The organism is Aeromonas sp. s5 (genome assembly GCF_040907865.1).
Taxonomy (GTDB): domain Bacteria; phylum Pseudomonadota; class Gammaproteobacteria; order Enterobacterales; family Aeromonadaceae; genus Aeromonas; species Aeromonas dhakensis.
Map to the genome: position 1 here is coordinate 379787 of NZ_JBFOCO010000033.1, position 26648 is coordinate 406434.

Here is a 26648-nt window from a genome sequence, read left to right on the forward strand (position 1 = left end):
TATTGAGGCATCTTTACATGACAGGGGTTACTGGATGGAAGCGGCATTTTGGCATCAGCGTTGGGAAGAGAACCGGATCGGCTTTCATCAGGCGGATTTCAATCGCTGGCTGCAATCCTGGTGGTCGGCCCAGCAGCAGGGCGAGCCCGTGCTGGTGCCCCTGTGCGGCAAGTCCCGCGACATGCTCTGGCTGAGCGGGCAGGGCCATCCGGTCGACGGGTTCGAGCTCTCGTCCGTCGCCATCAACAGCTTTTTCAGCGAGAACAAACTGAGTGAAACGGTGAGTGCCGAGGGGCCCTATCAGTGCCATCAGCACGACAGCCTGCGCATCTATGAGGGGGATTTTTTCGCCGCCCCCGAACTTGGCCGCCGTTATCGGTTGGCTTACGACAGGGCCGCTCTCATTGCCCTGCCGACCGCCATGCGCCGTCAATATGCCGAGCTGATGAGCCGGCTTATCGAGGCGGGTGGTCAGATCCTGCTGGTGACTCTGGAATATCAGCCGGAGCAGCAGCGTCAGCCGCCGTTCTCGGTGGGGGAGATGGAGGTGCGCACCCTGTTCGAGCGCCACTTCCAGGTGGAGGTGCTGGGGCGAGCGGCGGAGCTCGATCACCCCAGGGTGCTGTCGGGCCAGCTCTCCTACTTCGACGAGGTGGCCTACCGGCTGGTGCGCCGTCCACAGGCCTGACCAAAAGCCTGACCAAAAGCGTGACCCGAGGCGATAAAACTGGCCATAAAGCTGCAGCTGGTTGACTCTTTATTACCTCCTTTGACATAGATCAACGTGACAAGGGAGGGGAGTGCCTAAGATGAGCCTGTTTCTCAATCACTGTTGTCATCGGCAGGCGCGCTCTGGTTTGGGACTGCCCGCCGACCATCAACTCAGTGTCTGATTTTCACGCTCATGTTCACTTTTGGCGGCTCTGGTCGCAATTGATTATGGTTTTTCCAGCCGACCCCACGGGGTCGGCTTTTTATTGGCTACAAGAAGGGAAACAGGCGGCCTGATCAGGCCTCGAAGGTGGCGGCATTGAGCCGGAATGCACGCGGGTCATCGATAAACTGGCCGGTGATGCGCTCGTCGTGCTCGTGGCCCTGACCATAGCTGCAGAGGATCAGCCGATCCGACGTTCTCGATCTCAGCTGGGTGATAAAGCGCACCAGATCGGCACGGCTCAGGTTGCCCACCTCCTCGCACACCCTTTCGCGCTGATCAAAGCCCAGATCCTTGTTGCCGATGCTGACCCACAGCCGCTGGCCGCGGCTGCGGAGGTTGGCATCCCGCTCGCTCAGCTGGGCCTGCAGGCCCGCCTTGCTGTCCTGCCACTGGCGGGCGGTGAGTTCGAGCATGGCCAGCGGAAACAGGTCGATGAACTCCTCCACCGCATCCAGCAGGATCTGCGGTCCGGCCACCGGCGATTGGATGTAGAAAATGAGGCCCGGATGGCGATTGAGGGGCAGGTTGCCGGCCCCCACCACATAGCCGAGCTGCTGACGAGTGCGCAGCTCGTGAAAGAAGGTGGAGGACATGATGTGGTTGGCCAGGGTGAAGCAGGCCAGATCCCGCGCCCGGGTGGTGCGCGACTGGTAGTAGACCAGCAGGGCCGAGTCTTCATGCTCGCAGCCCTGTTCACGAATGAGGGTGCCCCTGTCCTGGATGGAGATGAGCGGGCGACGGGTCTCGGCACTGGGCTGGCTGTTGACGCCGAGGTGGCGCTCCAGCAGAGCGGCGAGTTCGAGGGCCTCGGCGGCGGTCCAGTCGCCGTGCACCAGGGTCTCTACGTGCACCTCGGCAAAGAGGCTCGCCACGAAGGCGGGCATCTCGCCCAGCTCGACGCTGCGCAGGTGGCGCAGCAACTGCTCGAACGGCGGGTTGTTGGGCTGCAGCAGGCTGGTGAGCTGGTTGAACAGCTGGGAGATGGGGCGCGCCTTGGACTGGTTGTCCCAGTTGCGGATGAGCTGCTCCTTGATCTCGGCAAATCGGGCCGGATCCGGGTAACCCAGGGTGCGGTTGCCGAGGATCATGTCGAGCAGCAGCGGCTGCTTGTCGGCAAAGCCGCTCAGGTTGATGGTAAAGCCGCCCTGGTGGGCATAGATCTGATAGCCGAGCCCCGCCAGCTCCGCAGGGTAGGTGAGGGCGTTGAGATGGTCGGTGAGCAGCTCCACCGCCAGGCGTGCCATGGCGATGTGGCGCGGGCTCTTGACTGCGTGCTCGCTGTCGATGGAGATGTAGAGGTTGCCTTTGGGCACGCTGAACTGATGCTCATGCAGGTGCCAGAGCCGAAAGCCGGGCCGATCGATGAGGCAGGCGGGCATGTCGGCGGCAAGCTCGGGCGTGCGCACGTCGAGCCGGTTGCTGATGAAGGGGTTGGGCAGCGGCAGGGCCAGCGCCGGATCCGGCTCGCTCTGCTGCCAGCGGATCTTCTCCGCCTCGGTGATGATGGAGGCGCTGTAAGGGGTCTGATACCAGCGGGCCAGCCGGTCCGTGCCGAGCTCCGGCGCCGTGACGGTCATGCGCAGGTTGTGGGGGGTGAGCTTGGCGAGCAGGCGGCGAATGAGCGGCTCGTCGTATGCGCGCATCATGTAGTCGCCGTAGAGCAGGTCATCTGGGGCGTAGCTGAACAGGTTCAACACCAGCCCGGAGACGGTGTCGAGCGCCCGGCCCCGCTCCTGAAAACGAAACGCCGATTCGAGTACGGTGCGTTTCTCGTCATAGCGCCAGGCTTCCACTCCGCCGCGCTCGATGAGCTTCAAGTAACCGAACAGGGCCGCCACTATCTCGTTGACGTGTTCGAGCCCGAGCGGGGTCAGCCCGAAGTTGACGCCAAAATCCTTGAAGTTGGCGCCGCTGATGCCACCGCCGGCGGAGAGCTGGTTGACCCAACCCTTCGCTTTCAGCAGAGAGAGCAGGCTGCCGTCCCCTTCGTAACCGATGAGGTGGCTCAGGAAGGTGAGGGGCTTCTTGTCGTAATACTCATCCACGTTGGGCAACGGAAAGGTGAGCGCGAGCTTGCGGGTCTCCTTGACCGGGTTGATCTGGATGCGAATGCCCAGGTCATCGAGCCGGTAGAGGGGCATGTCGAGGGTCGGCGTTCCCAGATTGCGATTCAAAATGGGAGCGAAAAAGCGATCGCACCAACCCAGCTGGGTCTCGATGGTGGCTGGCGAGATCATCACCAGCGCCATGCGATCCGCGCTGTAGTGGGTTTCGTAAAACCGGATAAGGTCGGAGCGCAGATCCCGGCCGGGCAGATCGGCCAGAGTATCCAGGTTGCCCACCGAGAATTTGGCGAAGGGGTGAGCCGGGTTGACCGTCTCTTTGTGCACCTGGTAGCTGCGGCGCACGTCGTCCTGCAGCTTGAGGCGGTATTCGGAGTCGACCGCGTTGCGCTCCTTGTCCACCCACTCGGGATCGAAGGTGGGGCAGATGAAGAACTGGGAGAAGCGATCCAGCCCTGCCTCGAAGAAGCCGTTGTCAATTTCGAAGAAGAAGTTGGTGAACTCGGTGCCGGTCCAGGCGTTGTTGCTGCCGCCATGACGGCTCATAAATTGCTGGTATTCACCAGGTTTGGGATAGGTGCAGGTGCCAAGGAACAGCATATGCTCAAGGAAATGAGCCATCCCCTGCCGGTCCGCCGGATCGTCGAAGTGGCCGGTGTTGACAGCCAGGGAGGCGGCAGACTTGTCGGTGTCGGGATCGCAGATCAACAAGACCCTGAGCCGGTTCGCCAGCTCCAGATAGTGGTATTGCCGATGGTCGTTGGGACTGGCATATGGGCTCATTGGCGCGTGACTCTTGTTGGATTTATTTGAATTTAAACATGATTATCGACCCCGCTACCCGGTGAGGCAAACCCTTTTCTGAGAGGTAGCGCAATTGTTTCCCCCGGCATGGCGGGGTAAGATCCCCCCGCTATCAAAACAGGCCCGTTGGGCGAGGTTGTAATGAAAATCTACATCATGCGTCATGGCCAGGCTGGCATGAATGCGAAAACAGATGAACAGCGTCCACTGACCGAGCAGGGAATCGAAGAGTCCATCCACATGGCTCGCTGGCTGGCCCCCCAGCTTGGCGGCAAGCTGGATCGGGTGATCCACAGCAACTACCTGCGCGCCAGACAAACCTGGCAGAGCATATGCAGTGAATTACCCAAGGCAGGGGCCGTCGAAGAGAGCGGTGACATCACCCCTTATGGCGATCCGGCCTTCGTGGCGAGCTACCTCACCACGCTGGCAGCCAAGCACGACAGCATCCTGATGGTGAGCCACCTGCCGCTGGTGGGCTATCTGGTGCAGAGCCTCTGTCCGGCGGCCGGTGCCCCCATGTTTGCCACCTCGGGCCTGGCCTGTATCGAGTGGCAGGATGGCAAGGGGGCCTTGCTCTGGTTGGAAGGACCACATACAATACGCTAAAAGTTAATAAAAAGTTATAGATTGGTTTTTTGGGGAAGAGAGTTGCGATTTTTCCGGATTTTTATACAGATTTGACGGAATTATTTCGCAGAAGCTGCTGTCATACGGATACAACTGCAAGAGGTTGCAAACGATGAGAGTATTCAAGAAGTACCTGCCACTGATGGTGGCAAAACATGTCAAAACCTTCTTCAAGGGGCGGATTTACATCCACGGCAGAGGACGCTTCGACTTCCAGTCCGGCTTGCTGATGATGCCCACGTCGGCGGACATTCCCCACCGCCAGACCGTGGTCGAGGTCAACGCGTTGATTTCGAGACTGCACATGGATGCGGCGTGATAGCTTCGTCACCTCGCTGATCCGCGTCATGCCCGCCACCGTGCGGGCATGATTGTTTTTGGGGCCATTCCGGCCTCTTTGGCGCTGTTCGGTTCCCCTTTTTGTCAGGCAATCCACCCCGGACGGCCTGATGCTTGCTAATCCTGCCGGTCTCCCTATACTCCCGCCTGAAATACCCGCTGGCTTTTTCTGGATATAGCGATGCCCCTTGCCTTCTTGTTTCCCTTCTCCTGCATGGCCATCTGGGCCGGCAACGCCATCGTCAGCAAATTGGCGGTGGGGGTACTCTCGCCTGCGGCGCTGGCCTGGTCACGCTGGATGGTGGCCGCCATCGTGCTGACCCCGTTTCTGGCCCATCGGGCCTGGCGTGAGCGAGCCAAACTGCGGGCCGGCTTCTATCAGCTGGCGGCGCTGGCCCTGCTTGGCATGGTGCTCAACCAGACCTTTGGCTACTACGCGGCGCAGACCCTGGGGGCCACCGAGATCGGCCTGATGATGGGGCTGACGCCGTTGATGACTGTGCTGCTCAGCATCTGGTTGCTGCGCGAGCGCCCCACCTGGGGGGCGCTGCTAGGCGGCGTCATCTCCATCCTGGGGCTGGCCATCTTGCTGGGGCAGGGGGATCCCGCTCGCCTCTTTACTCAGGGCATCCACATCGGCTCCGTCTACATGCTGCTGTCGGCGAGCACCTATGCACTCTACAGCGTGTTGCTCAAGAAGTGGGATCTGGGACTCGACAACTGGTCCATGCTCTACGGCCAGGTGCTCTGCAGCCTGCTGTTTCTCACCCCGTTTTATCTGCTGGTGGACGGACACTGGCCGGACGGTCGGGCGCTCTGGCTGATCCTCTATGCGGGGATCCCGACTTCGGCCCTGTCCCCCTGGCTCTGGATGCAGGGCATTGCTCTGCTCGGGGCGAGCCGCACTGCCATCTTCATGAACCTGCTGCCGGTGATGACAGCGGGCCTGGCCATCAGCTGGCTCGGCGAGAGATTGACCAGCTATCACTTGATCGGCGGCGGCATGACCCTGTTTGGGGTCTTGCTGGCCCAGCTGCTGGTGCAACCTGTGGTGCTGCGCCGGCGCAGGGTGGCGCTGGCCGCCTGCCGGGAGGATTGAAAAAAAGACCGCCGAATGGCGGTCTTTTTTTATGCGGGATATCTAGCCTCACTGCGCGGTGAGGTAGAGGTCCTTCGAGTAGACCAGATCCTGCGGATTCTGGTAGGGGTAGCCCTTGATGTTGGGCTTGAGCAGGCGGGACTTGACGTAGAAGTAGACCGGGGCGATGGGGGCGTCGGCCTCGATCACCGCTTCCGCCTGTTGATAGAGGCGGTTGCGCTCGGCGCCATCCTGCGAGTCGTGGGCCTTGCTCAGCAGGGCGTCGTACTCCTTGTTGAACCACTTGCCGCTGTTGGCGCTGCTGCTGGAGGTCAGGATATCGAGGAAGGTGGAGGCGTCGTTGTAGTCCCCGTTCCAGGAGTAGCGGCTGACCCCGAAATCCCCTTCGTTGAGGGCCGAGACCATGGTTTTCCACTCCATGTTGTTGAGCTTGGCCTGGACACCCAGGTTGTGCTTCCACATGGAGGAGATGGCCAGCGCTATCTTCTTGTGCCCCTCGTTGGTGTTGTAGAGGATGTCCACCGTCAGCGGCTTGTCCGGGCCGTACCCCGCCTCGCCGAGCAGCGCCTTGGCCTGCTTGATCCGCTCCTCCTTGCTCATCAGCTCGCTGGCTGGTCGCTTGAGCTCGAAGCCGTCGACGATGGGCGGGGTCAGGCTGAAGGCAGAGATCTGACCCTGTCCCAGGATCTTCTCGGTGATGGTGTCCCTGTCGATGGCAAGCGACAGCGCCTTGCGCACCTTGGGGTCATCGAACGGTTTGCGCTGGGTGTTGAACACGTAGTAGTAGGTGGCCAGGGTCGGCACGCTCACCAGCTCCTGCGGGCTCTGCTGCTTGAGCTGCTTGTACTGCTCGAGCGGGTAGCTGGTGTAATGCAGCTCGCCGGCGCGGTAGCGGTTGTAGGCGGCAGTGTCGGAGACGATCTCCAGATAGAACACCTTGTTCAGCACCGTATTCTTATTGTCCCAGTAATGGGGGTTGCGCTCGGCGATGAGACGTTCGTTGGGGGTCCACTCCTTGAGCACGAAGGCGCCGTTGGAGACGATGTTGCCCGGCTTGACCCACTCATGACCGAACTTCTCGATGGTCGCTTTGGGCGCCGGGAAGGTGGTGTAGTGGGAGAGGGTCTTCAGGAAGAAGGGGACCGGGTTTTTCAAGGTGATCTGCAGGGTATGGGCATCGAGCGCCTTGATGCCCAGCGTATCCGGGCTCTGCTTGCCCTGGATGACCTCGGCGGCATTGGTGACGCCGGTCAGCTCGATGAACCAGGCGTAGTTGGAGGCGTTCTTGGGATCCGCCGCCCGCTGCCAGCCATAGACATAGTCTGCCGCCGTCACCGGCTCGCCGTTGGACCACTTGGCATCGGGTCTGAGCTTGAAGGTGTAGACGGTGCCGGTGGGATCGAGCTGGTAACCCAGGGCGCCGGCAGGCTGCAGCTTGCCGTCCCCGTCCAGGGTGTAGAGCCCCTCGAACAGATCGTTGACGATTTCGCTGCCCGCGCTCTCTTCCACCATCTGGGGATCGATGGAGGCGGGTTCGGTACCTATGTTGCGGATGAAGGTTTGCTGTTCTGCGGGTAACAGCTTGGTACCGGCCGGTACCTGGGCCGCCAGGACGGGGAGTGCGAACAGAGCGGCCACCGTGCCGGCAATGAGAGTCCTTTTCATTGAATATCCTTATGTTTTTTTGCTTCCAAAGCCTGGCCAGTGTGCGGGATTGATGGCGAGATCTCAAGAGGCAGGCCGGTCTCCTTTGGCATGCGCCCCAGATAGGGGGCAGAGCGGGGATCTTGGCGCCTTCATGGCAACATCTTCGTGATTTTTTGCCACGAATTAACATTCGAAAAGTTACCGATTGAAACCAGTTTATGGCGAGCGTCGGGCAGAAAAAATGGCGGGAATGTGCATTTATCAAGCGGCTTAATTCGCTGCAAAAACAAAAAACAGACGTTACATTAGGTTACAAAACAACGCTGCCGAGGATCGGCACTTTTTTTGCTGATGCTTGCAAACGTTTTCAATGCCAACGGAAACGATCTTAAAGGAACCATAATGCGAAACATGATCACCATGGGCGAGTTCATCGTCAAAAAGCAGGCGGATTATCCCACTGCGACCGGCGAGCTGACCTCTCTGCTCAGCTCCATTCGCCTGGCTGCCAAGGTGGTGAACCGGGAGATCAACAAGGCGGGGCTGGCGGACATCATCGGCTCCATGGGTGCTGAAAACGTGCAGGGCGAGGTGCAGCAGAAGCTGGACGTCTACGCCAACGAGCGCTTCAAGGCGGCGCTCGAAGCCCGTGGCGAGGTGTGTGGCATGGCCTCCGAAGAGGAGGAGGATTTCGTCTCCTTCGATTCCGAGCTCTCCCGCCACTCCAAGTACGTGGTGCTGATAGATCCCCTCGACGGCTCCTCCAACATCGACGTCAACGTCTCCGTCGGGACCATCTTCTCTATCTATCGCCGGGTCAGCAAGCCGGGTGCCGGCGTCACCCTGGAAGACTTCCTGCAGCCGGGCAACCGCCAGGTCGCCGCCGGTTACGTGGTCTATGGCTCCTCCACCATGCTGGTCTACACCACCGGTTTTGGCGTCAACGGCTTTACCTACGACCCCTCCATCGGCTGCTTCTGCCTCTCCCACGAGAACATCCGTATTCCGGAAGAGGGCAAGATCTACTCCATCAACGAGGGCAACTACATCAAGTTCCCGGACGGGGTGAAGAAGTACCTCAAATATTGCCAGGAGCGGGACGAGGCGACCCACCGCCCTTACACCTCTCGCTATATCGGTTCCCTGGTCTCCGATTTTCACCGCAACCTGCTCAAGGGTGGCATCTACATCTATCCGTCCGGCACCAACTCCCCGAATGGCAAGCTGCGTCTGCTCTATGAGTGCAACCCCATGGCGTTTCTGGTGGAGCAGGCGGGTGGCAGAGCCTCCGACGGCTTCAACCGCATCATGGATATCCAGCCCACCGCGCTGCACCAGCGCACCCCCTATTTCGTGGGCTCCACCAAGATGGTGGAGCGGGCCGAGGCCTTCATGCGGGAGTTCTCCGCCCACGAGAACCCGGCCGAGCAGTCTTGACGGCCAGCGTCACGGGATAAAAAACGGGAGCCATAGTGGCTCCCGTTTTATTTGGGCGAGCGGCTGGCCGCTCCATCATCGCCCCCTCAGGGGCTGGCGTGGCTGGCGAGATCCGCCAGCAGACCGTCCACCAGCTTGAGGCGCATGGCCCGCTCCTGGGTCGGCACCTGGAAGCGCAGCCGGGTCGGCCCGTCCATCTTGTAGATGCGCGGTTGCTCGGAGAGCAGCTTGACCAGATAGGCCGGGTTGACGCGGGTCTCCTGGGTGAAGTCCAAGTAACCGCCGCGCTCGCTCATCTCCACCCGGCGAATGCCAAGGGCAGTGGCGCGCTGGCGGAAGGCGGCCAGCTCCATCAAGGTTTTGGTTGGTTCCGGCAGCAGGCCGAAGCGGTCGATGAGCTCCACCTTGAGTTCGCGCAGCTCCTGCTCGTCCGCCGCGCTGGCGATCCGCTTGTACATGGAGAGCCGCATGTTGACGTCCGGGATGTAGTCGTCCGGCAGCAGCGCAGGCAGGCGCAGCTCCACCTCGGTGTGCTGGCTCATCAGCTGTTCGAGCGACGGCTCCTTGCCATGTTTGAGCGCCTCCACCGCCTGCTCCAGCATCTCCATGTAGAGGGTGAAGCCGACCGATTCGATCTGGCCGCTTTGATCGTCGCCCAGCAGCTCGCCGGCGCCGCGGATCTCCAGATCGTGGGTGGCCAGCGCAAAGCCGGCACCGAGATCTTCGAGCGACGCGATGGCCTCCAGCCGCTTGGCCGCGTCCTTGGTCATCAGCTTGGGATGGGGGGTGAGCAGATAGGCATAGGCCTGGTGGTGGGAGCGGCCGACCCGGCCCCGCAGCTGGTGCAGCTGGGCCAGGCCCAGATGATCCGCCCGGTCCATGATGATGGTGTTGGCGCTCGGCACGTCGATGCCGGTCTCGATGATGGTGGTGCAGACCAGCAGGTTGAAGCGCTGGTGGTAGAAGTCCGACATCACCCGCTCGAGCTCCCGTTCGCGCATCTGGCCGTGGGCGATGCCGATGCGCGCCTCCGGCACCAGCTCGGCAAGATCCGCCGCACACTTCTCGATGCTCTCCACGTCGTTGTGCAGGTAGTAGACCTGGCCGCCGCGCTTCAATTCCCGCAGCACAGCCTCGCGCACCACTGCCGGCTCATGCTGGCGCACGAAGGTCTTGATGGCCAGGCGCTTGGCGGGCGGGGTGGCGATGATGGAGAGATCCCGCATGCCCGACATCGCCATGTTGAGGGTACGCGGAATGGGGGTCGCGGTGAGGGTGAGGATATCCACGTCGGCGCGCAGCGCCTTGATCTTCTCCTTCTGGCGCACCCCGAAGCGATGCTCCTCGTCGACGATGAGCAGGCCGAGATCCTTGAAGGTGAGCTCGGCGCCCAGCAGCTTGTGGGTGCCGATGATGATGTCCACCTTGCCCTCGGCCATCTCCTTCATCACCGCGCTCTGCTCCTTGGCGGAACGGAAGCGGCTCAGCACCTCCACCCGCACCGGCCAGTTGGCGAAGCGGTCGCGGAAGTTGTCGTAGTGCTGCTGGGCGAGCAGGGTGGTGGGCACCAGCACGGCCACCTGCTTGCTGCCGTGCACAGCCACAAACGCCGCCCGCATCGCCACCTCGGTCTTGCCAAAGCCCACGTCGCCGCACACCAGCCGGTCCATGCTCTTGGCCTGGCACATGTCGCCGAGCACCGCATTGATGGCGTTGAGCTGATCCTCGGTCTCCTCGAACGGGAAGCCAGCGGCAAACTGGCGATAGGCCTCGCGGTCGTGCTTGAAGGCAAAGCCGGCGCGGGCCGCGCGGTGGGCGTAGACATCGAGCAGCTCGGCCGCCACGTCGCGCACCTTCTCGGCCGCCTTGCGCCGCGCCTTGACCCAAGCCTCGCCGCCGAGCTTGTGGCTGGGCGGGTTGTCGGATCCTGTATAGCGGCTGATGAGGTGCAAGCTGGTGACCGGCACGAACAGCTTGTCGCCACCGGCGTACTCCAGGGTCAGAAACTCGGTGGGCAGGCCGCCGGCGTCTATGGTTTCCAACCCCAGATAGCGACCGACCCCGTGATCCAGATGCACCACCGGCTGACCCTGGGTCAGCTCGCCAAGGTTTCGGATCACTGCATCGGAGCTCAGGTTCTTGCTCTTCTCCCGTTGCCGTTTGCTGCGGATCTTGCCGCCCAGCAGTTCGGTCTCGGTGATGAGCGCCAGCTCCTCTTGCCCCGGCTCTCGCAGCAAGAAACCGCGTTCGAGCGGTGCCACCAGCAGGCCATGGCGGGCCTTGCTGCTGATGAAGGCATCGAGTGAGGCGAACTCCTTGGGTTGCAGCGCGATGCGCGCGAGCAGATCCCCCAGCACCTCGCGCCGCCCCTCGGACTCCACCGCAAACAGGGTGCGGCCGGTAAAACCTTGCAGGAACTGGCTGAGGGCCAGCAGCGGCTGCTCCTTGCTGTGATCGAGCTGAAGATCCGGTAGCGCCGAGAGGGGCAGGTCGTGCTGGCCTGCATCACCGGCGGTGGGGGCCTCCTGCAGCCGTACGGCCGCGTACTGACCCAGAGCGGCAAACAGCTGCTCCACCGGCAGGTAGATCTGCTGGGGCGGCAGCAGGGGACGGGTATTGTCCCAGCGCCTGTCTTCGTAGCGCTGGCCGATGTCGTTCCAGAAGCGCTGGGCGGCGGGGTAGATCTCCCCCACGGTCAGCAGCAGGGTGTTCTCCGGCAGGTGATCAAACAGGCTGGCGGTCTGCTGGAAGAAGAGCGGCAGATAGTACTCGATGCCCGCCGGCCAGCGTCCCTTGCTCACCTCCTGATAGATGGAGCCCTCGGCGCGGGAGATCTCGAACTGTTCGCGATACTGGCCGCGAAACAGCTCGATGGCCGCTTCATCGGTGGGAAACTCCCGGGCCGGCAACAGGCTGACGCTCTTGACCGACTCGCTGGAGCGCTGGGTCTCGGGGTCGAACGGGCGGATGGAGTCCACCTCGTCGTCGAAAAAATCGATGCGATAGGGGCTGCTGCTGCCCATGGGGAAGAGATCGAGCAGGGAGCCGCGGGCGGCAAATTCGCCGTGCTCCAGCACCTGTTCTACCGCCACATAGCCCGCCTCGGCGAGACGCGCGCGCAGCTGCTGCAGGTTGAGGCGCTGAGCGCTCTTCACCATCAGGCTGTATTTGTCGAGATAGACCCGGGGCGCCGTGCGCAGCATCAGGGTGGAGATGGGCACGATCAACACGCCGCTGCTCATCTGCGGCAGCTTGTAGAGGGTCTCGAGCCGCTGGGAGATGATGTCCTGATGGGGGGAGAAGGTGTCGTAGGGCAGGGTCTCCCAATCCGGGAACAGCAGCACCGGGCAGCCCTTGTCGGCCAAGAGGTACTGCAGTTCCTGTTCGAGGCGCAGGGCACTCGGGGTATCGGCGGTCACCAGCAGGACGGGGCGATGAGCCTCCTCGGTGAGGCGGGCGGCCATCAGCGAGAGGCTGCTGCCTGTCAGCTGGCCGAGCGTTAACTTTTGGCCCGCCTTGGCGGGCAAGGCGGGGAGCTTCATTGGCATCATTCGATTCTTTTAACGTTGACGGTCTTGCGCACGAAGTTTGAGTTGTTTGGACTGGATATGCAGGCTGGCGCGTACCAGCAGTTCGCGGTCATCCTCGCGGATCCGCACATAGTCGAGCACCACCTGGGTGCCGTGCTCGCTCGGTTCCAGCTGCTTGACCTGGCCGTAGCAGTAAATGGCGGAGGCCTCTTCGCGCAGAAAGATCTTGAGCCGCACTATCTGGTGCAGGTGCGGTGCCTCGCCGTGGCCCTGGCGCGGGTGCAGATAGGTGAGCTGGCCGGCGCCAAAGCGCAGGGTGTGGAAGCGGTGCTCCGGGTGATCCTGCACCGACAGCACATAGCCCATGATCATGTCGATCTTGCGCGACTGCTGGTTGATGATCTCCACCAGATCGTGCATCGACTCACTCTGGTTGCGGAGCAGGCGACTGGTCACCATGTCGATGGAGGTGATGGAGGAGGCGATGCGAAAGGGTTCGGGCAGCTCGGCTTCCAGAGCCTCCAGCGAGGGCAGGTGAAAATCGCCGGGCATGGGGATCACATTGACCGGCGTGGCATGGGTGACACTGAAGAACTGTTCCTGCATGGAGGCTATCCCTTGTTGTCATAGACGGTTTCCCTTTATTATCCGGTATCTTATTTTGTTGGCAACGTAGATATCCTTGAAGACTGGACTTTTTCAGCCACTGTCGCTGGCCATCGGCCTGCGTTACGCAGGCTCGCGACGCAGCAATCGCTTCGTGTCATTTATCTCCCTGTTTTCCACTTTCGGCATTGCCATCGGGGTCGCGGCCCTGATGGTGGTCATCTCGGTGATGAACGGTTTTGAAGGGCAGCTCAAGGGGCGCATCCTCGGGGTGATCCCCCATGTGGTGGTGACCAGCCCGGCGGGGCGCATCGACGCCGCGCCGCAGGGGCTGCCGGACTTGGCCAGGTTGCCCCACGTGATCGCCCATGCTCCCATGCTAGACAGCGAAGGCATGTTGCAAAGCCCCGGTCAGCTCACCGGCGTGAGCGTGCAGGGGATCGATCCCGCCCAGTGGCCCAAGGATGACATCCTGCACGCCCAGATGCAGATGGGGCGTCTGGACAGCCTGCAAGCCGGTGAATACCACATAGTGCTGGGGCAGGGGGTGGCCAATCGTCTCAAGGTCTCCATGGGCGACCAGGTCCGTCTGATCCTGACCGAAGGCACCCGCTTCACCCCGTTTGGCCGGGTGCCGGCCCAGCGCCTCTTCACCGTCTCCGGTATCTTCGGGGTCGGCGCCGACGTGGACAGCCAGGTTGCCCTGATTGCGCTGGGAGATGCCCAGCGTCTGCTGCGCCTGCCTGCGGACAAGGTAGGCGGCATTCGCCTCTGGCTGGATGATCCCTTCTCTGCCGACGAGGTGGTGAAGACGGCGCTGCCGGACGGACTGGAGTGGCAGGACTGGCGCCGCGAGCGCGGCGAGCTGTTCCAGGCGGTGGCCATGGAGAAGCGGATGATGGGGCTGATGCTGGTGCTGATCATCGCGGTCGCCACCTTCAACATCCTCTCCGCCCTGGTGATGGTGGTGACCGACAAGGAAGGGGAGGTAGCCATCCTGCGCACCATGGGCATGAGCGAGTCTGGCATCGTCAAGATCTTCATGGTGCTGGGGGCCTCCAGCGGCGTCATCGGCGCCCTGTTCGGGGGGCTGGCGGGGCTGGCACTCTCCATGGGGCTCAACCCCCTGCTCAATGCGGTGGGGCTCAACCTCTACATGACGGCCGGCGGCTCGGGTCTGCCGGTCATCGTCGAACCCGCCCAGGTCGTGACCATTTTGCTGGGCGCCGTGCTGCTCAGCTTCAGCGCCACCCTCTACCCGGCGGCCCGCGCGGCCCGGGTCAAACCGGCGGAGGCGCTGCGCTATGAATAATTCATCTTCTGTTGTTACTGGTGCAAGTGGAGCCCCCTTTATGAATCAATCCGTCTCCTGCGAGCCGCTGCTGCGCTGTCAGGCCCTCAATCATGTCTACAAAGAGGGCGATCTGGAGACCCAGGTACTCAAGGGCATCGATCTTAGTGTGGCGCCCGGCGAGATGCTGGCGGTGGTGGGCAGCTCGGGCTCCGGCAAGACCACCCTGCTGCACCTGATGGGGGCGCTCGACAACCCCTCCAGCGGCGCCGTGCTGTTCAAGGGGCAGGATATCCACCGCTGGGACAGCCGCACCCAGGCGAAGTTTCGCAACCAGGAGCTGGGGTTTGTCTACCAGTTCCACCACCTGCTCTCCGAATTCAGTGCGCTGGAAAATGCTGCCATGCCGCTGCTGATCGCCGGCGAGTCGGTGACGAGCGCCACCGAGAAGGCGAGCAAGATGCTGGGGCGGGTAGGGCTCTCCCATCGTCTCAACCACAGACCATCCGAGCTCTCCGGTGGTGAGCGCCAGCGGGTGGCCATCGCCCGTGCCCTGGTCAACGAACCCAGCCTGGTGCTGGCGGACGAGCCCACCGGCAACCTGGATCACGCCAGCGCCACCGCCGTCTATGAGCTGCTCTGCGAGCTCAACCGCGAGCTCGGCACCGCGTTCGTGGTGGTGACCCACGACTTGAGCCTGGCAGCCAAGCTCCATCGCCGGGTGACCCTGGTGAGCGGCGTGATGGCGGAGGTCGCCTGATGTTCAAACCGCTGCCCCTGTTTCTGGGCCTGCGTTACAGCCGCTCCCGCCGTCGCAACGGCTTCATCGCCTTTATCTCCGCCTCCTCCCTCATCGGCATTGCCCTCGGGGTGATGGCGTTGATCCTGGGGCTCTCCGCCATGAACGGCTTTGAGCGGGAGCTCAAAAACCGGGTGCTCTCCGTGGTGCCCCACGGCGAGCTGATGGGGATGGAGGCGCCGCTCCCCAACTGGCCCAAACTGCGGGATTACCTGCTGGCACAGCCCGGGGTGGAGGCTGCCGCCCCGGTGATCCGGCTCGACGGCCTGCTGGAGCACGGCAGCGCCCTCAAGGGGCTGCAGGTGCGCGCCGTGCTGCCGGAGCTCGAGGCCAATCTCTCCGATGCGGGCAACTACATGACGGGGCGCGGCCTGCGCGAACTGCAAGCCGGCGAGCACGGCCTCATCCTCGGCAAGACCATCGCCGACAAGCTGGGGGTCAAGATAGGGGACACGGTCACCCTGCTGCTGCCTCAGGGGGGCGATGCCACCGGCATCAAGAACCCGAAGCGGGAGACTCTCAAGGTGGTGGGGCTGCTCGAGATCGGTGGCCAGCTCGATGGGGTGCTCGGCTTCATGCATCTGGCCGATGCCCAGGCCATCACCGGCATGGGTAGCGCGGTAGAGGGCTTCAGCCTCAAGGTGAACGACGTGCTCAAGGCGCAGTCCATCACTGTGGCGGCCGCCCAGAAGTTTCCGCACTACGTTTACATCAGCAGCTGGATGAGCCGCCAGGGCTATCTCTATCAGGACATCCAGATGGTGCGCACCGTGATGTACGTGGTGATGCTGATGGTGGTGGCGGTGGCCTGTTTCAACATCGTCTCCACCCTGGTGATGGCGGTGAACGAGAAGCGCAGCGAGATCGCCATCTTGAAGACCATGGGGGCGAGCCCGGGCCAGATCCGGCTCACCTTCGTCATTCAGGGGATGGTGAACGGGGTGGCGGGCGCCTTGCTCGGCGCCCTGCTGGGTGGCCTGCTCTCCAGCAAGCTGACCCAGATCCTGAGCGCCATCGAAGGGGTGATCGGCCACCGTTTCCTCAATCCGGACATCTACTTCATCGACTTTCTGCCGACCGAGCTGCACATGCAGGACTTGCTCATCGTGACCGGCGCCGCCATCCTGATGAGCCTGGTGGCGACCCTTTACCCCGCCTGGCGGGCGAGCGGGCTGGTGCCGTCCCGCGAGCTGGGGCACTGATACGCGGCATCTTGTCTGCTGAGAAAAACGAAAGACCCGCCGGCGCAAACCGGCGGGTCTTTCTGTTTTGAGGGGAGCTTGCTGGTTTAATGGGCGTTGAGTTCATCGAGTGGCAGGGAGAAGCTCGCCACGAAGATGTCGATGAAGTAGCGCATCTCGTCGCTCATCCGGGCGGCCAGCATCTGCTCGAGGCGCTTGCGCGCCGGCTCGAACTCCCGGTTGCCGGCGTTGATCTCCTCCAGGCACTTGGTATAGGCGCAGAGAGTGTCGGCATCCTTCACCAGCCTGGCCAGCTCGCCGTCCTGGGCACCTGAGTCCAGCAGCGGGCGAAAATCCTCCACCAGCTCAGGCGGCAACATGCCGAGCAGGCGCTGCTCGGCCGCCAGCTCAATCTTCTTGTATTCGCGGGCAATCTCGGGATTGAAGTACTTGACCGGGGTGGGCAGATCGCCGGTCAGCACCTCGCTGCTGTCGTGATAAAGGGCCATCACGGCGGCGCGATCGGCATCCACACTGCCGCCAAAGAGCCGGTTTTTGATGAGGCCGAGGGCGTGGGCCACCATGGCCACCTGCAGGCTGTGCTCGGCGATGTTCTCGGGCTGGATGTTGCGCATCAGCGGCCAGCGGTAGATGAGTTTCATGCGGGCGAGATTGGCGAAAAAGTGGCTGGGCAGCATGGGGTACCTCAAGATGGCAATGAAAAAGGGCAGACCCTAGTCTGCCCTTTTTTGCGGTCGGCGGCATCGCCCTTAACGAATATAGCGACCGGATTCGGCTTCCTGATTGGTGACGATCATCTGGCCGATGGGGGCCAGGCTGATGAGCGCCAGCTTGAGGTGCTGAATGCCGAACGGGATGCCGATGATGGTGACGAAGCAGGCCAGCGCCGAGGCGATGTGGCCGATGGCCAGCCAGATCCCGATCAGCACGAACCAGATGATGTTGCCAATCAGCCCCATGGTGCCGGTGCCCATGTCGCTCAGCCCCGTCATGGTCTTGCGGTTGACTGCCTGCTTGCCGAACGGGAAGAAGGTGAAGGTGCCGATGACGAAGCAGGCGCGTCCCCAGGGGATGCCGATGAGGGAGATGAAACAGAGCAGTCCGGCCAGCCACCAGGCCAGCCCCATGAAGACGCCTCCCAGTACGAACCAGAGCAGATTGAACAAGAAGCGGAAAAAGGCCATGTCGGTGACTCCAGACTTATCAAGATGGCTGCCACCATAACGAGCGATGGTCATGGACGCAATGGTTGAAGGGGCGGGGCGGACAATTTGGGTCGCAGCCTGCACGCCGCGGCCGGTCTGCCGGCTGATGAGATGAAAAAGTAGGCTCTTGCACGAAAAAAGGTGAGCAAGTGCAAATTCTTGCAGTCTGCATCCTTGAAGTCGGGCTCGGTTTTCCCCATATAAGGGGCAGTTTTGCGCGAATTGTGCCATTGCCAGCCCGGTTTGGGGACGTGTGGCTCGACTCGATCAAAGTGCGCCGCTATAATGTCGCGTCATATTTTCTCATCACAAAGACAGTCGTTGTCTTTATAAACAGGAAGACTCCGGGCTTTGCCCAGGGGCAATAAAGGGTCAGCACGCAGTGCTGAGTTGAACGAGGTAGAAGAATGCAAGTTTCTGTAGAGACAACCCAGGGTCTGGAACGCCGTCTTACCATCACCGTACCGGCCGCTACCGTTGACGCCGCCGTGCGCAAAGAATTGAACGGCCTGGCCAAAACCCGTCGCATCGACGGTTTCCGTCCTGGCAAGGCTCCGGTTGCCATCATCAAGAAAATGTTCGGCGCCATGGCTCATGCTCGCGTTGCTGACGAAATGATGCAGAGCAACTTCATCAAGGCCATCATCGACAATAAACTGAGCCCGGCCGGTGCCCCGACCATGGATCCGAAAGAGATCAAAGAGGGTCAGGATTTCGAATTCACCGCCACTTTCGAAGTGTATCCGGAGTTCGAAGTTGCCGGTCTGGAGACCATCAAGGTCGAGAAGCCGGTTGCTACCGTGAAGGATGAAGATCTGGCCAACATGATCGACACCCTGCGCAAGCAGCACGCTACCTGGAGTGACGTGGACGCCGCCGCTGCCGATGGCATGCGTGTGACCATGGACTTCGTCGGTTCCATCGACGGTGAAGAGTTCGACGGCGGCAAGGCCGAAGGCTTCAACCTGGTGCTGGGCGCCGGCCGCATGATCCCTGGCTTCGAAGACGCCATCATGGGCAAGAAAGCAGGCGACGAGTTCACCATCGACGTGACCTTCCCGGCTGACTACCACGCTGAAAACCTGAAAGGCAAAGCTGCCAAGTTCGCTTCCAAGCTGAACAAGGTGGAAGAGCAGATCCTGCCCGAGCTGACCGAAGAGTTCGTCAAGCGTTTCGGCATCGAGAGCGGCAGCGTTGAAGAGCTGAAAGCCGAAGTGCACAAGAACATGGAGCGCGAACTGGCTCAAGCCCTGAAAAACAGCGTGAAAGAGCAGGTGCTGAACGGCCTGGTTGAAGCCAACCAGATCGATCTGCCGAAGGCTGCTGTTGCTCAGGAAATCGATGCCCTGCGTCAGCAGGCTCTGCAGCGTTTCGGCGGCTTCCAGGGCGGCAACGCACCTGAACTGCCGGCCGAGCTGTTCCAGGCCCAGGCCGAGCGTCGCGTACGCGTAGGTCTGCTGCTGGGCGACGTGATCCGTACCAACGAGATCAAGGCTGACGACGCCCGCGTCAACAGCATCATCGAATCCATGGCCACTGCCTACGAAGATCCGAAGGAAGTGATCGAGTACTACCAGAAGAACGAGCAGATGCTGAACGGCGTTCGCAACCTGGCGGTAGAAGATCAAGCCATCGACCTGATCCTCTCCAAGGCCCAGGTGACCGAGAAAGAAGTTGCATTTGACGAAGTGATCAACAAGTCCGGTGCCGCTGCCTAAGAACATTTGACTTAAGGTCAAGACTGTTAAGTATAATGGCTCGTGTGATCTCCACTCGGGCCATTTTATTTTAGGGACAATGCCTTATGTACAAGAACTATAACGATGTGACTGAATCCCCACGCAATGCGCTCATCCCGATGGTGGTAGAGCAAACCGCGAAAGGGGAGCGTTCCTACGACATCTATTCTCGTCTGCTGAAGGAGCGGGTGATCTTCCTGACCGGTCAGGTCGAAGATCACATGGCGAATCTGGTGGTGGCTCAGCTGCTGTTCCTGGAGTCCGAAAATCCGGATCAGGACATCAGCATCTACATCAACTCTCCGGGTGGGGCCGTCACGGCCGGCATGTCCATTTATGACACCATGCAGTTCATCAAGCCGGACGTCAGCACTGTGTGCATGGGGCAGGCCTGCTCCATGGGCGCCTTCCTGCTGGCCGGTGGTGCCAAGGGCAAGCGTTTCTGCCTGCCCAATGCCCGCGTGATGATCCACCAGCCGCTTGGCGGTTTCCAGGGCCAGGCATCTGACATCCAGATCCACGCCCAGGAGATCCTGAAGATCAAGAATACCCTGAACGAGCGTCTTGCCTTCCATACCGGACAGGACATGGCAACCATCGAGCGTGACACCGACCGTGACAACTTCATGTCCGCCGAGCAGGCCGTGGCCTATGGTCTGGTTGATGGTGTCCTGAGCCGCCGCGGCTGAGCCACGAGCTAGCCCGTACCATCATTGAGGACATCATCTGATTTGGTGATGCCCTCAATCGGCAGATCAGGCATGGGCAGGGTGTTCCGGACTGTTGTAAACTCAACAGGACAATCCATCCTCTATTGATAAAACGAGGTTGCTGAATGACAGAAAAACGCAAGGGTGAGGGTGATAAGCTGCTCTACTGCTCTTTTTGCGGCAAAAGCCAGCATGAAGTGCGCAAGCTGATCGCTGGCCCTTCCGTCTACATATGTGATGAGTGCGTCGAGCTGTGCAACGACATCATCCGCGAGGAGATCCGTGAGATCTCGCCCAAGCGCGATGGTAGCGAGCTGCCGACCCCTCATGAAATCCGCGCTCATCTGGATGACTATGTGATCGGGCAGGAGTACGCCAAGAAGGTGTTGGCGGTAGCCGTCTACAACCACTACAAGCGGCTGCGCAGCGGCAGCGAGTCTGGTGGTGTGGAGCTGGGCAAATCCAACATCCTGCTGATCGGTCCGACCGGCAGCGGCAAGACCCTGCTGGCCGAAACCCTGGCCCGTCTGCTGGACGTGCCGTTCACCATGGCCGACGCCACCACATTGACCGAAGCCGGTTACGTGGGTGAGGACGTGGAGAACATCATCCAGAAGTTGCTGCAAAAGTGCGACTACGACGTGGAGAAGGCCCAGCGTGGCATCGTCTACATCGACGAGATCGACAAGATCTCCCGCAAGTCGGACAACCCCTCCATCACCCGCGACGTCTCCGGGGAAGGGGTGCAGCAGGCCCTGCTCAAGCTGATCGAAGGGACCATCGCTTCCGTGCCGCCGCAAGGTGGTCGCAAGCACCCGCAGCAGGAGTTCTTGCAGGTCGATACCTCCAAGATCCTGTTCATCTGCGGTGGCGCCTTCGCCGGTCTGGACAAGGTGATCGAGCAGCGCTCCGTCAAGGGCACCGGCATCGGCTTTGGTGCCGAGGTCAAGTCCAAGAGCGCCAAGGCGACCCTGAGCGAGAGCTTTGCCAAGGTGGAGCCGGAAGATCTGATCAAATACGGTCTGATCCCCGAGTTCATCGGTCGTCTGCCGGTGGTCGCGACCCTGACCGAGCTGGACGAGGCTGCCCTCATTCAGATCCTGAAAGAGCCGAAGAACGCGCTGACCAAGCAGTATGCCGCGCTGTTCGATCTGGAAGGGGTGGAGCTGGAGTTCCGTGACGACGCCTTGAACGCCATTGCCCGCAAGGCGATGGAGCGCAAAACCGGCGCTCGTGGCCTGCGTTCCATCGTGGAAGCCGTGCTGCTGGATACCATGTATGACCTGCCGTCGCTGGACGGTGTCAGCAAGGTGGTGATCGACGAGACCGTGATCAAGGGGGACTCCGCGCCCTTGATGATCTACGAAAATCCCGAGACCCAGGCCGCCGCATCAGAGTAAATGTCTGATTTTTAATCAAATGAAAGGGGCTTTTTGCCCCTTTCATGCTTTTTGCGGTTTCGGCGATTGAATCTCATCTAAGCGCCCCCATATACTCAGCCAAGCGCTTTGCCAACGGTATAACAAGCCGAGAGGACATATATGAACCTAGAGCGTTCAGAACGCATCGAGATTCCCGTCCTGCCTCTTCGTGACGTGGTGGTTTATCCCCACATGGTCATTCCACTCTTTGTGGGGCGGGAAAAATCCATTCGCTGTCTGGAAGCGGCCATGGAGCAGGACAAGAAAGTTCTGCTGGTGGCCCAGAAGGATGCGTCAACCGATGAGCCGACGGTGGAGGAGATCTTCTCCGTCGGGACAGTGGCCAATATTCTGCAGATGCTCAAGCTGCCCGACGGCACCGTCAAGGTGCTGGTGGAAGGGGGCCAGCGTGCCCGTCTTGAGCGGATGATCGACGACCGGGACTTCTTCGTTGGCGAGGCGCAGTACATCGCCTCCAAGGCGATCGACGAGAAGGACCAGGACGTGCTGGTACGTTCTGCCATCGGTCAGTTTGAAGGTTACATCAAGCTCAACAAGAAGATCCCGCCCGAGGTGCTCACCTCGATTTCGGCGATCGACGATGCGGCGCGCCTAGCCGATACCATGGCTGCCCACATGCCGCTCAAGCTCGAAGACAAGCAGAAGGTACTGGAAATCGCCTCTGTGTCCGAGCGCATCGAGTTTCTGATGGCCATGATGGAGTCGGAGATCGACCTGCTGCAGGTCGAGAAGCGCATCCGCTCCCGGGTCAAGAAGCAGATGGAGAAGAGCCAGCGCGAGTACTATCTCAACGAGCAGATGAAGGCCATCCAGAAAGAGCTGGGTGAGCTGGAAGACAGTCCGGATGAGTTCGAGGCCCTCAATCGCAAGATTGAAGAGGCCGGCATGCCGGAAGATGCGCGCGAGAAGGCGCAGGCCGAGCTTGCCAAGCTGAAGATGATGTCCCCCATGTCGGCGGAAGCCACCGTGGTGCGCAGCTACGTCGACTGGATGGTGCAGGTGCCGTGGAAGGCGCGCTCCAAGGTCAAGAAAGACCTGGGCAAGGCGCAAGAGGTGCTGGATGCCGATCACTATGGCCTGGAGAAGGTCAAGGATCGCATCCTCGAGTATCTGGCGGTGCAGGCGCGGGTCAACAAGCTCAAGGGCCCCATCCTTTGTCTGGTTGGGCCTCCCGGTGTGGGCAAGACCTCGCTTGGTCAGTCCATCGCCAAGGCCACCGGTCGCAAATATGTGCGCATGGCACTGGGCGGCGTGCGTGACGAGGCGGAGATCCGCGGTCACCGTCGTACCTACATCGGCTCAATGCCCGGCAAGCTCATCCAGAAGATGGCTAAAGTCGGCGTGAAGAACCCGCTGTTCCTGCTCGACGAGATCGACAAGATGAGCTCGGACATGCGCGGCGATCCCGCCTCCGCCCTGCTGGAAGTGCTGGATCCCGAGCAGAACAACAGCTTCAACGATCACTATCTGGAAGTGGATTATGACCTGTCGGACGTGATGTTCGTGGCCACCTCCAACTCCATGAACATTCCGGGGCCGCTGCTGGACCGGATGGAAGTGATCCGGCTGTCCGGTTACACCGAAGACGAGAAGCTCAACATCGCCAAGCAGCATCTGGTCTCCAAGCAGATCCAGCGCAACGGCCTGAAAGAGTCCGAGATCACCATCGAGGATTCCGCCCTGGTCGGGGTGATCCGCTACTACACCCGCGAGGCGGGGGTGCGTAGCCTGGAGCGCGAGATCTCCAAGATTTGTCGCAAAGCGGTCAAGCGCATCCTGCTGGACAAGAGCATCAAGCATGTTCAGGTCAATCAGGCCAACCTCAAGGAGTTCCTCGGGGTACAGCGTTTCGACTACGGCAAGGCGACCGACCAGAACCAGGTGGGTCAGGTCTGTGGTCTGGCGTGGACCGAAGTGGGGGGCGATCTGCTCACCATCGAGACCACCAACATGCCGGGCAAGGGCAAGCTCACCTATACAGGCTCCCTCGGTGACGTGATGCAGGAGTCCATCCAGGCGGCCATGACGGTGGTGCGGGCCCGTGCCGAGAAGCTGCGCATCAATGCGGACTTCTACGAGAAGCGCGACATCCACGTGCACGTACCGGAAGGGGCCACCCCCAAAGATGGTCCGAGCGCCGGTATCGCCATGTGTACCGCCCTAGTCTCCAGCTTGACCGGTAATCCGGTTCGTGCTGATGTGGCCATGACGGGGGAAATCACCTTGCGCGGCGAAGTGCTGCCCATCGGCGGTCTCAAAGAGAAGCTGCTGGCGGCTCATCGTGGTGGCATCAAGCGTGTGCTGATCCCGAAAGAGAACGAGCGGGACCTCGAGGAGATCCCGGACAACGTCAAACAAGACCTTGAAATTCATCCGGTTCGCTGGATTGATGAGGTGCTGGAACTGGCGTTGCAGGACAATCCGCAAGGGTTTGAGCGCGTTTCTGTCGTATAAATGTTGATGCGCCGCAAATTTGGCGCATTCGGGCGGTGGTTAAGGCTTGCATGCTCCGGATAACGGAAGTAGCCTTGACCACCGATCGGGAACTCATGATGAGTCGCAAGGCGTGATGTGGCGCGGGTTTGCGCCAGATTGTCACTTGCAACTGATCAGGAGGCTTGCTATAAAACCTCCACTTGTTGTGGCCAGGGAAATCGGCGCCGCAGCGATGTTCGATAAAAGGGGAATATAAGAGTGAATAAATCTCAACTGATTGACAAGATTGCAGACGGTGCTGATATCTCCAAAGCCGCTGCTGGCCGTGCGCTGGATGCTTTCATTGACGCCGTCGGTGAAGCTCTGAAAGAGGGTGACCAGGTTGCTCTGGTTGGTTTCGGTACTTTCGCCGTGCGCGAACGTGCTGCCCGTTCTGGCCGTAACCCGCAAACTGGCGCGACCATCGAAATCGCCGCTGGTAAAGTTCCTGCCTTCAAAGCCGGTAAGGCCCTGAAAGACGCGGTCAACTAAGCCGGGCGCTGATTCTACATCGGCTACCGTCCTTGGTCACAGACCAGACAAGTGAGAGGGCTCTCCCTCATACTGATTGACCAAGGCGCATCGCAATCGGTGCGCCTTTTCATTATTTACGCCCATCGAGTTCGGGAGCATAAGTACAAACATGATGTTGGATAAACTACGCGAAGGGGCGCAGGGCAAGGTGGCCAAGGTTATCTTGGGCCTGATCATCCTCTCCTTTGCCTTGGCCGGTGTAGGTAGCTATCTGAACGGTCCGGCCCGTACCGCCCCCGCCACCGTCAACGGCACGGATATCACTGCCGCGGCACTGGAAAATGCCTACCGCAACGAGCGCGCCCGCATGGAGTCCCAAATGGGGGAGTCCTTCAATCAGCTGGCCGCCAATCCCGATTACATGAAACAGTTCCGTCGCGGCGTACTGGACCGTCTGATCGATCAGGCCCTGTTTGACAGCAAGGCCCGTGAACTGGGTCTGCGGGTCAGCGATGAGCAGATCAAGCAGGCCATCGTTGCCATGCCCGAGTTTGCCGAAGAGGGTAAGTTCAACAACGATCGCTACCTGCAGCTGATCCGCCGTGCCGGCATGACCCCCGAGATGTTCCGTGACTCCCTGCGCCAGGACATGGTGCGTCAGCAACTGATGGGCGCCCTGCTGGGCACCGAATTTGCGCTCAAGGGTGAAGCCGAGCAACTGGACAAGCTCTACAACCAGACTCGCGATCTGCGTCTGGTGCGCCTGGCCGCCTCCGCTTATCTGGGTGACGTAAAAGTCTCCGATGAAGAGGTGGAGCAGTACTACAAGGCCAACAGCAACCGCTTCATGAACGACGAGCAGGTCAAGGTCGACTATCTGCTGCTGGACGCCGCCACCCTTGGCAAAGACGTCAAGGTGAGCGAGCAGGATGCCCAGGACTACTACGATCAGCACCAGGATCTGTTCCAGCGTGCCGAGCGTCGCCGCGTGGCTCACATCCTGATCCCGTTTGGCAAGGACGAGAAAGCCGCCGAGCAGAAGGCCGAGGCCGTACTGGCCAAAGCCAAGGCGGGCGACGACTTCGCCGCGCTGGCCAAGGCCGACTCCTCCGATACCTTCTCCGCCAAGAAGGGCGGCGAGCTGGACTGGTTCGAGAAAGGGGTGATGGATCCGGCGTTCGAGAAGGCGGCCTTTGCCCTGACCAAGGCCGGCGATCTCTCCGCTGTCGTCAAGAGCCCGTTCGGCTTCCACGTCATCAAGCTGCTGGGGGTTGAACCGGCCCAGACCAAGCCGTTTGCCGATGTGAAGGCAGAGACCATCAGCCGTCTGCAGAGCGACAAGGCCAAGGAGCTGTTCTTTGCCGAGCAGCAGAAGATGGCCGACAGCAGCTTCGAGAACCCGGACTCGCTGGACTTGACCGCCGAGACCATGGGCCTCAAGGTGCAGTCCACCGGTTACTTCAGCCAGGCTGATGCCCCGGCACCGCTCAATGATCCCAAGGCGCTCTCTGCGGCCTTCTCCGAGCAGCTGCGCGATGACAACACCAACTCCGACGTGATCGAACTGGCTGACGGCAAGGCGCTGGTGATGCACATCACCGGTCACCAGCCGAAAGCGGCCAAGCCGCTGGCGGAGGTGAAAGAGCAGGTGATTGCCGCCATCAAGCACGACAAGGCCAGTGAAGTGGCCCGTGGCAAGGCGCAGGGTCTGCTGGACAAGCTCAAGGCCGGTGAGAACATCCAGCCTGAGCTGACTGCACTGGGTCTGAAGGTGGAGAACCACGATGGCGTCGCCCGTTTCGCCCAGGATCTGGATCAGAATCTGGTGGCACAGGCCTTCCGCATGCCTCATCCGGTCGATGGCAAGCCGAGCGTCGAGTTGGTGACCGAAGCCAATGGCGACCGCGTGGTGGTGGCCCTGGACAAGGTGACCGTCGCCAAGGAGCCGTCCGGCATGGCCAAGCTGCTGCAAGGCCAGCTGGGTCAGGGCAAGGCTCAGGTGAGCTACAAGTCTCTCATCGACGAGCTGCGCAAGTCTGCCAAGATTGAGTACTTCACCGACGTGGAAGCCACGGTCGAATAAGTCGAACCAATTCCAGTCGATATGAGAACGGCCCCTTGATGGGGCCGTTTTTTTATCTGCACGCGGCAGAAGGGGCGGGATGTGCTGCCCCTTCTGACCGAAATAAGCTGCCTGGCCGAAGATAAGCAGCGGGAGC

At 61.0% G+C, this 26648-nt stretch carries 20 protein-coding genes; 14 read left to right on the top strand and 6 right to left on the bottom strand.

Annotated features, from left to right (window positions below; all coding sequences use genetic code 11):
- Positions 1-34: 34 nt before the first annotated feature.
- Positions 35-688: a thiopurine S-methyltransferase gene (locus AB5Y94_RS20990; protein WP_017779648.1), complete on the top strand. Its 654-nt coding sequence runs from the start codon at positions 35-37 to the stop codon at positions 686-688.
- Positions 689-1008: 320 nt separating this feature from the next.
- Here AB5Y94_RS20990 and AB5Y94_RS20995 read toward each other — a convergent pair whose 3' ends face one another.
- Positions 1009-3783, bottom strand: a complete 2775-nt coding sequence (locus AB5Y94_RS20995; RefSeq protein ID WP_368206490.1) for an insulinase family protein — start codon at positions 3781-3783, stop codon at positions 1009-1011.
- Between the two features lie 162 nt (positions 3784-3945).
- On the opposite strand from AB5Y94_RS20995, the gene sixA reads away from it, so the two are divergent.
- From sixA to AB5Y94_RS21010, 3 genes are all read left to right on the top strand, one after another.
- Positions 3946-4413, top strand: a complete 468-nt coding sequence (gene sixA, locus AB5Y94_RS21000; RefSeq protein ID WP_017764303.1) for a phosphohistidine phosphatase SixA — start codon at positions 3946-3948, stop codon at positions 4411-4413.
- A 133-nt stretch (positions 4414-4546) separates the two neighbouring features.
- Positions 4547-4753: a DUF1107 domain-containing protein gene (locus AB5Y94_RS21005; protein WP_005301545.1), complete on the top strand. Its 207-nt coding sequence runs from the start codon at positions 4547-4549 to the stop codon at positions 4751-4753.
- 201 nt (positions 4754-4954) lie between these two features.
- Positions 4955-5872: a DMT family transporter gene (locus AB5Y94_RS21010; RefSeq protein WP_368206491.1), complete on the top strand. Its 918-nt coding sequence runs from the start codon at positions 4955-4957 to the stop codon at positions 5870-5872.
- 48 nt (positions 5873-5920) lie between these two features.
- On the opposite strand, the gene AB5Y94_RS21015 is transcribed toward AB5Y94_RS21010, so the two are convergent.
- A complete protein-coding gene (locus tag AB5Y94_RS21015; protein WP_065018093.1) occupies positions 5921-7537 on the bottom strand; it encodes a peptide ABC transporter substrate-binding protein in 1617 nt (538 codons plus the stop codon).
- Positions 7538-7921: 384 nt separating this feature from the next.
- Between AB5Y94_RS21015 and fbp the strand changes: the two genes are divergently transcribed.
- The gene (gene fbp / locus AB5Y94_RS21020) at positions 7922-8956 is read left to right on the top strand and encodes a class 1 fructose-bisphosphatase (protein ID WP_017764306.1); all 1035 of its coding nucleotides are present in this window, start codon (positions 7922-7924) and stop codon (positions 8954-8956) included.
- 86 nt (positions 8957-9042) lie between these two features.
- Here fbp and mfd read toward each other — a convergent pair whose 3' ends face one another.
- Together mfd and AB5Y94_RS21030 are read right to left on the bottom strand one after the other, a co-directional pair.
- The gene (gene mfd, locus AB5Y94_RS21025; protein ID WP_368206492.1) at positions 9043-12507 is read right to left on the bottom strand and encodes a transcription-repair coupling factor; all 3465 of its coding nucleotides are present in this window, start codon (positions 12505-12507) and stop codon (positions 9043-9045) included.
- Between the two features lie 9 nt (positions 12508-12516).
- Complete coding sequence (locus AB5Y94_RS21030) at positions 12517-13092, bottom strand: hypothetical protein (protein WP_010633791.1); 576 nt, start codon at positions 13090-13092, stop codon at positions 12517-12519.
- A gap of 76 nt (positions 13093-13168) precedes the next feature.
- Between AB5Y94_RS21030 and AB5Y94_RS21035 the strand changes: the two genes are divergently transcribed.
- Genes AB5Y94_RS21035 through lolE form a run of 3 tightly spaced genes read left to right on the top strand, consistent with a single transcriptional unit; the run spans position 13169 to position 16384 of the window.
- Positions 13169-14404 carry a lipoprotein-releasing ABC transporter permease subunit gene (locus AB5Y94_RS21035; protein WP_368206493.1) on the top strand — a complete coding sequence of 412 codons (1236 nt, stop codon included), beginning with the start codon at positions 13169-13171 and terminating at the stop codon, positions 14402-14404.
- A gap of 40 nt (positions 14405-14444) precedes the next feature.
- Positions 14445-15143: a lipoprotein-releasing ABC transporter ATP-binding protein LolD gene (gene lolD / locus AB5Y94_RS21040; protein ID WP_026141350.1), complete on the top strand. Its 699-nt coding sequence runs from the start codon at positions 14445-14447 to the stop codon at positions 15141-15143.
- A complete protein-coding gene (gene lolE / locus AB5Y94_RS21045) occupies positions 15143-16384 on the top strand; it encodes a lipoprotein-releasing ABC transporter permease subunit LolE (RefSeq protein WP_005301531.1) in 1242 nt (413 codons plus the stop codon). The genes lolD and lolE overlap by 1 nt, the downstream gene beginning before the upstream one ends.
- An 86-nt stretch (positions 16385-16470) precedes the next feature.
- On the opposite strand, the gene yfbR is transcribed toward lolE, so the two are convergent.
- Both yfbR and AB5Y94_RS21055 read right to left on the bottom strand, forming a co-directional pair.
- Positions 16471-17061 (bottom strand): 5'-deoxynucleotidase, encoded by a 591-nt coding sequence (yfbR, locus tag AB5Y94_RS21050; protein WP_010633794.1) that lies wholly within the window; start codon positions 17059-17061, stop codon positions 16471-16473.
- Positions 17062-17133: 72 nt separating this feature from the next.
- Positions 17134-17568: a YccF domain-containing protein gene (locus tag AB5Y94_RS21055; protein ID WP_005301529.1), complete on the bottom strand. Its 435-nt coding sequence runs from the start codon at positions 17566-17568 to the stop codon at positions 17134-17136.
- Between the two features lie 428 nt (positions 17569-17996).
- Between AB5Y94_RS21055 and tig the strand changes: the two genes are divergently transcribed.
- From tig to ppiD, 6 genes are all read left to right on the top strand, one after another.
- Positions 17997-19307 (top strand): trigger factor, encoded by a 1311-nt coding sequence (gene tig / locus AB5Y94_RS21060; RefSeq protein ID WP_368206494.1) that lies wholly within the window; start codon positions 17997-17999, stop codon positions 19305-19307.
- Positions 19308-19393: 86 nt separating this feature from the next.
- Positions 19394-20017, top strand: a complete 624-nt coding sequence (gene clpP / locus AB5Y94_RS21065; protein ID WP_005301526.1) for an ATP-dependent Clp endopeptidase proteolytic subunit ClpP — start codon at positions 19394-19396, stop codon at positions 20015-20017.
- 146 nt (positions 20018-20163) lie between these two features.
- On the top strand, positions 20164-21438 hold the full coding sequence (gene clpX / locus AB5Y94_RS21070; RefSeq protein WP_005301524.1) for an ATP-dependent protease ATP-binding subunit ClpX: 1275 nt from the start codon (positions 20164-20166) through the stop codon (positions 21436-21438).
- Positions 21439-21579: 141 nt separating this feature from the next.
- Entirely contained in the window at positions 21580-23934 is a 2355-nt protein-coding gene (gene lon / locus AB5Y94_RS21075) for an endopeptidase La (RefSeq protein WP_005301522.1), read from the top strand.
- A gap of 240 nt (positions 23935-24174) precedes the next feature.
- Positions 24175-24447, top strand: a complete 273-nt coding sequence (hupB, locus tag AB5Y94_RS21080; protein WP_005315375.1) for a nucleoid-associated protein HU-beta — start codon at positions 24175-24177, stop codon at positions 24445-24447.
- A 151-nt stretch (positions 24448-24598) separates the two neighbouring features.
- Positions 24599-26512 carry a peptidylprolyl isomerase gene (gene ppiD, locus AB5Y94_RS21085; protein WP_206220182.1) on the top strand — a complete coding sequence of 638 codons (1914 nt, stop codon included), beginning with the start codon at positions 24599-24601 and terminating at the stop codon, positions 26510-26512.
- The last annotated feature ends 136 nt before the right edge of the window (positions 26513-26648 follow it).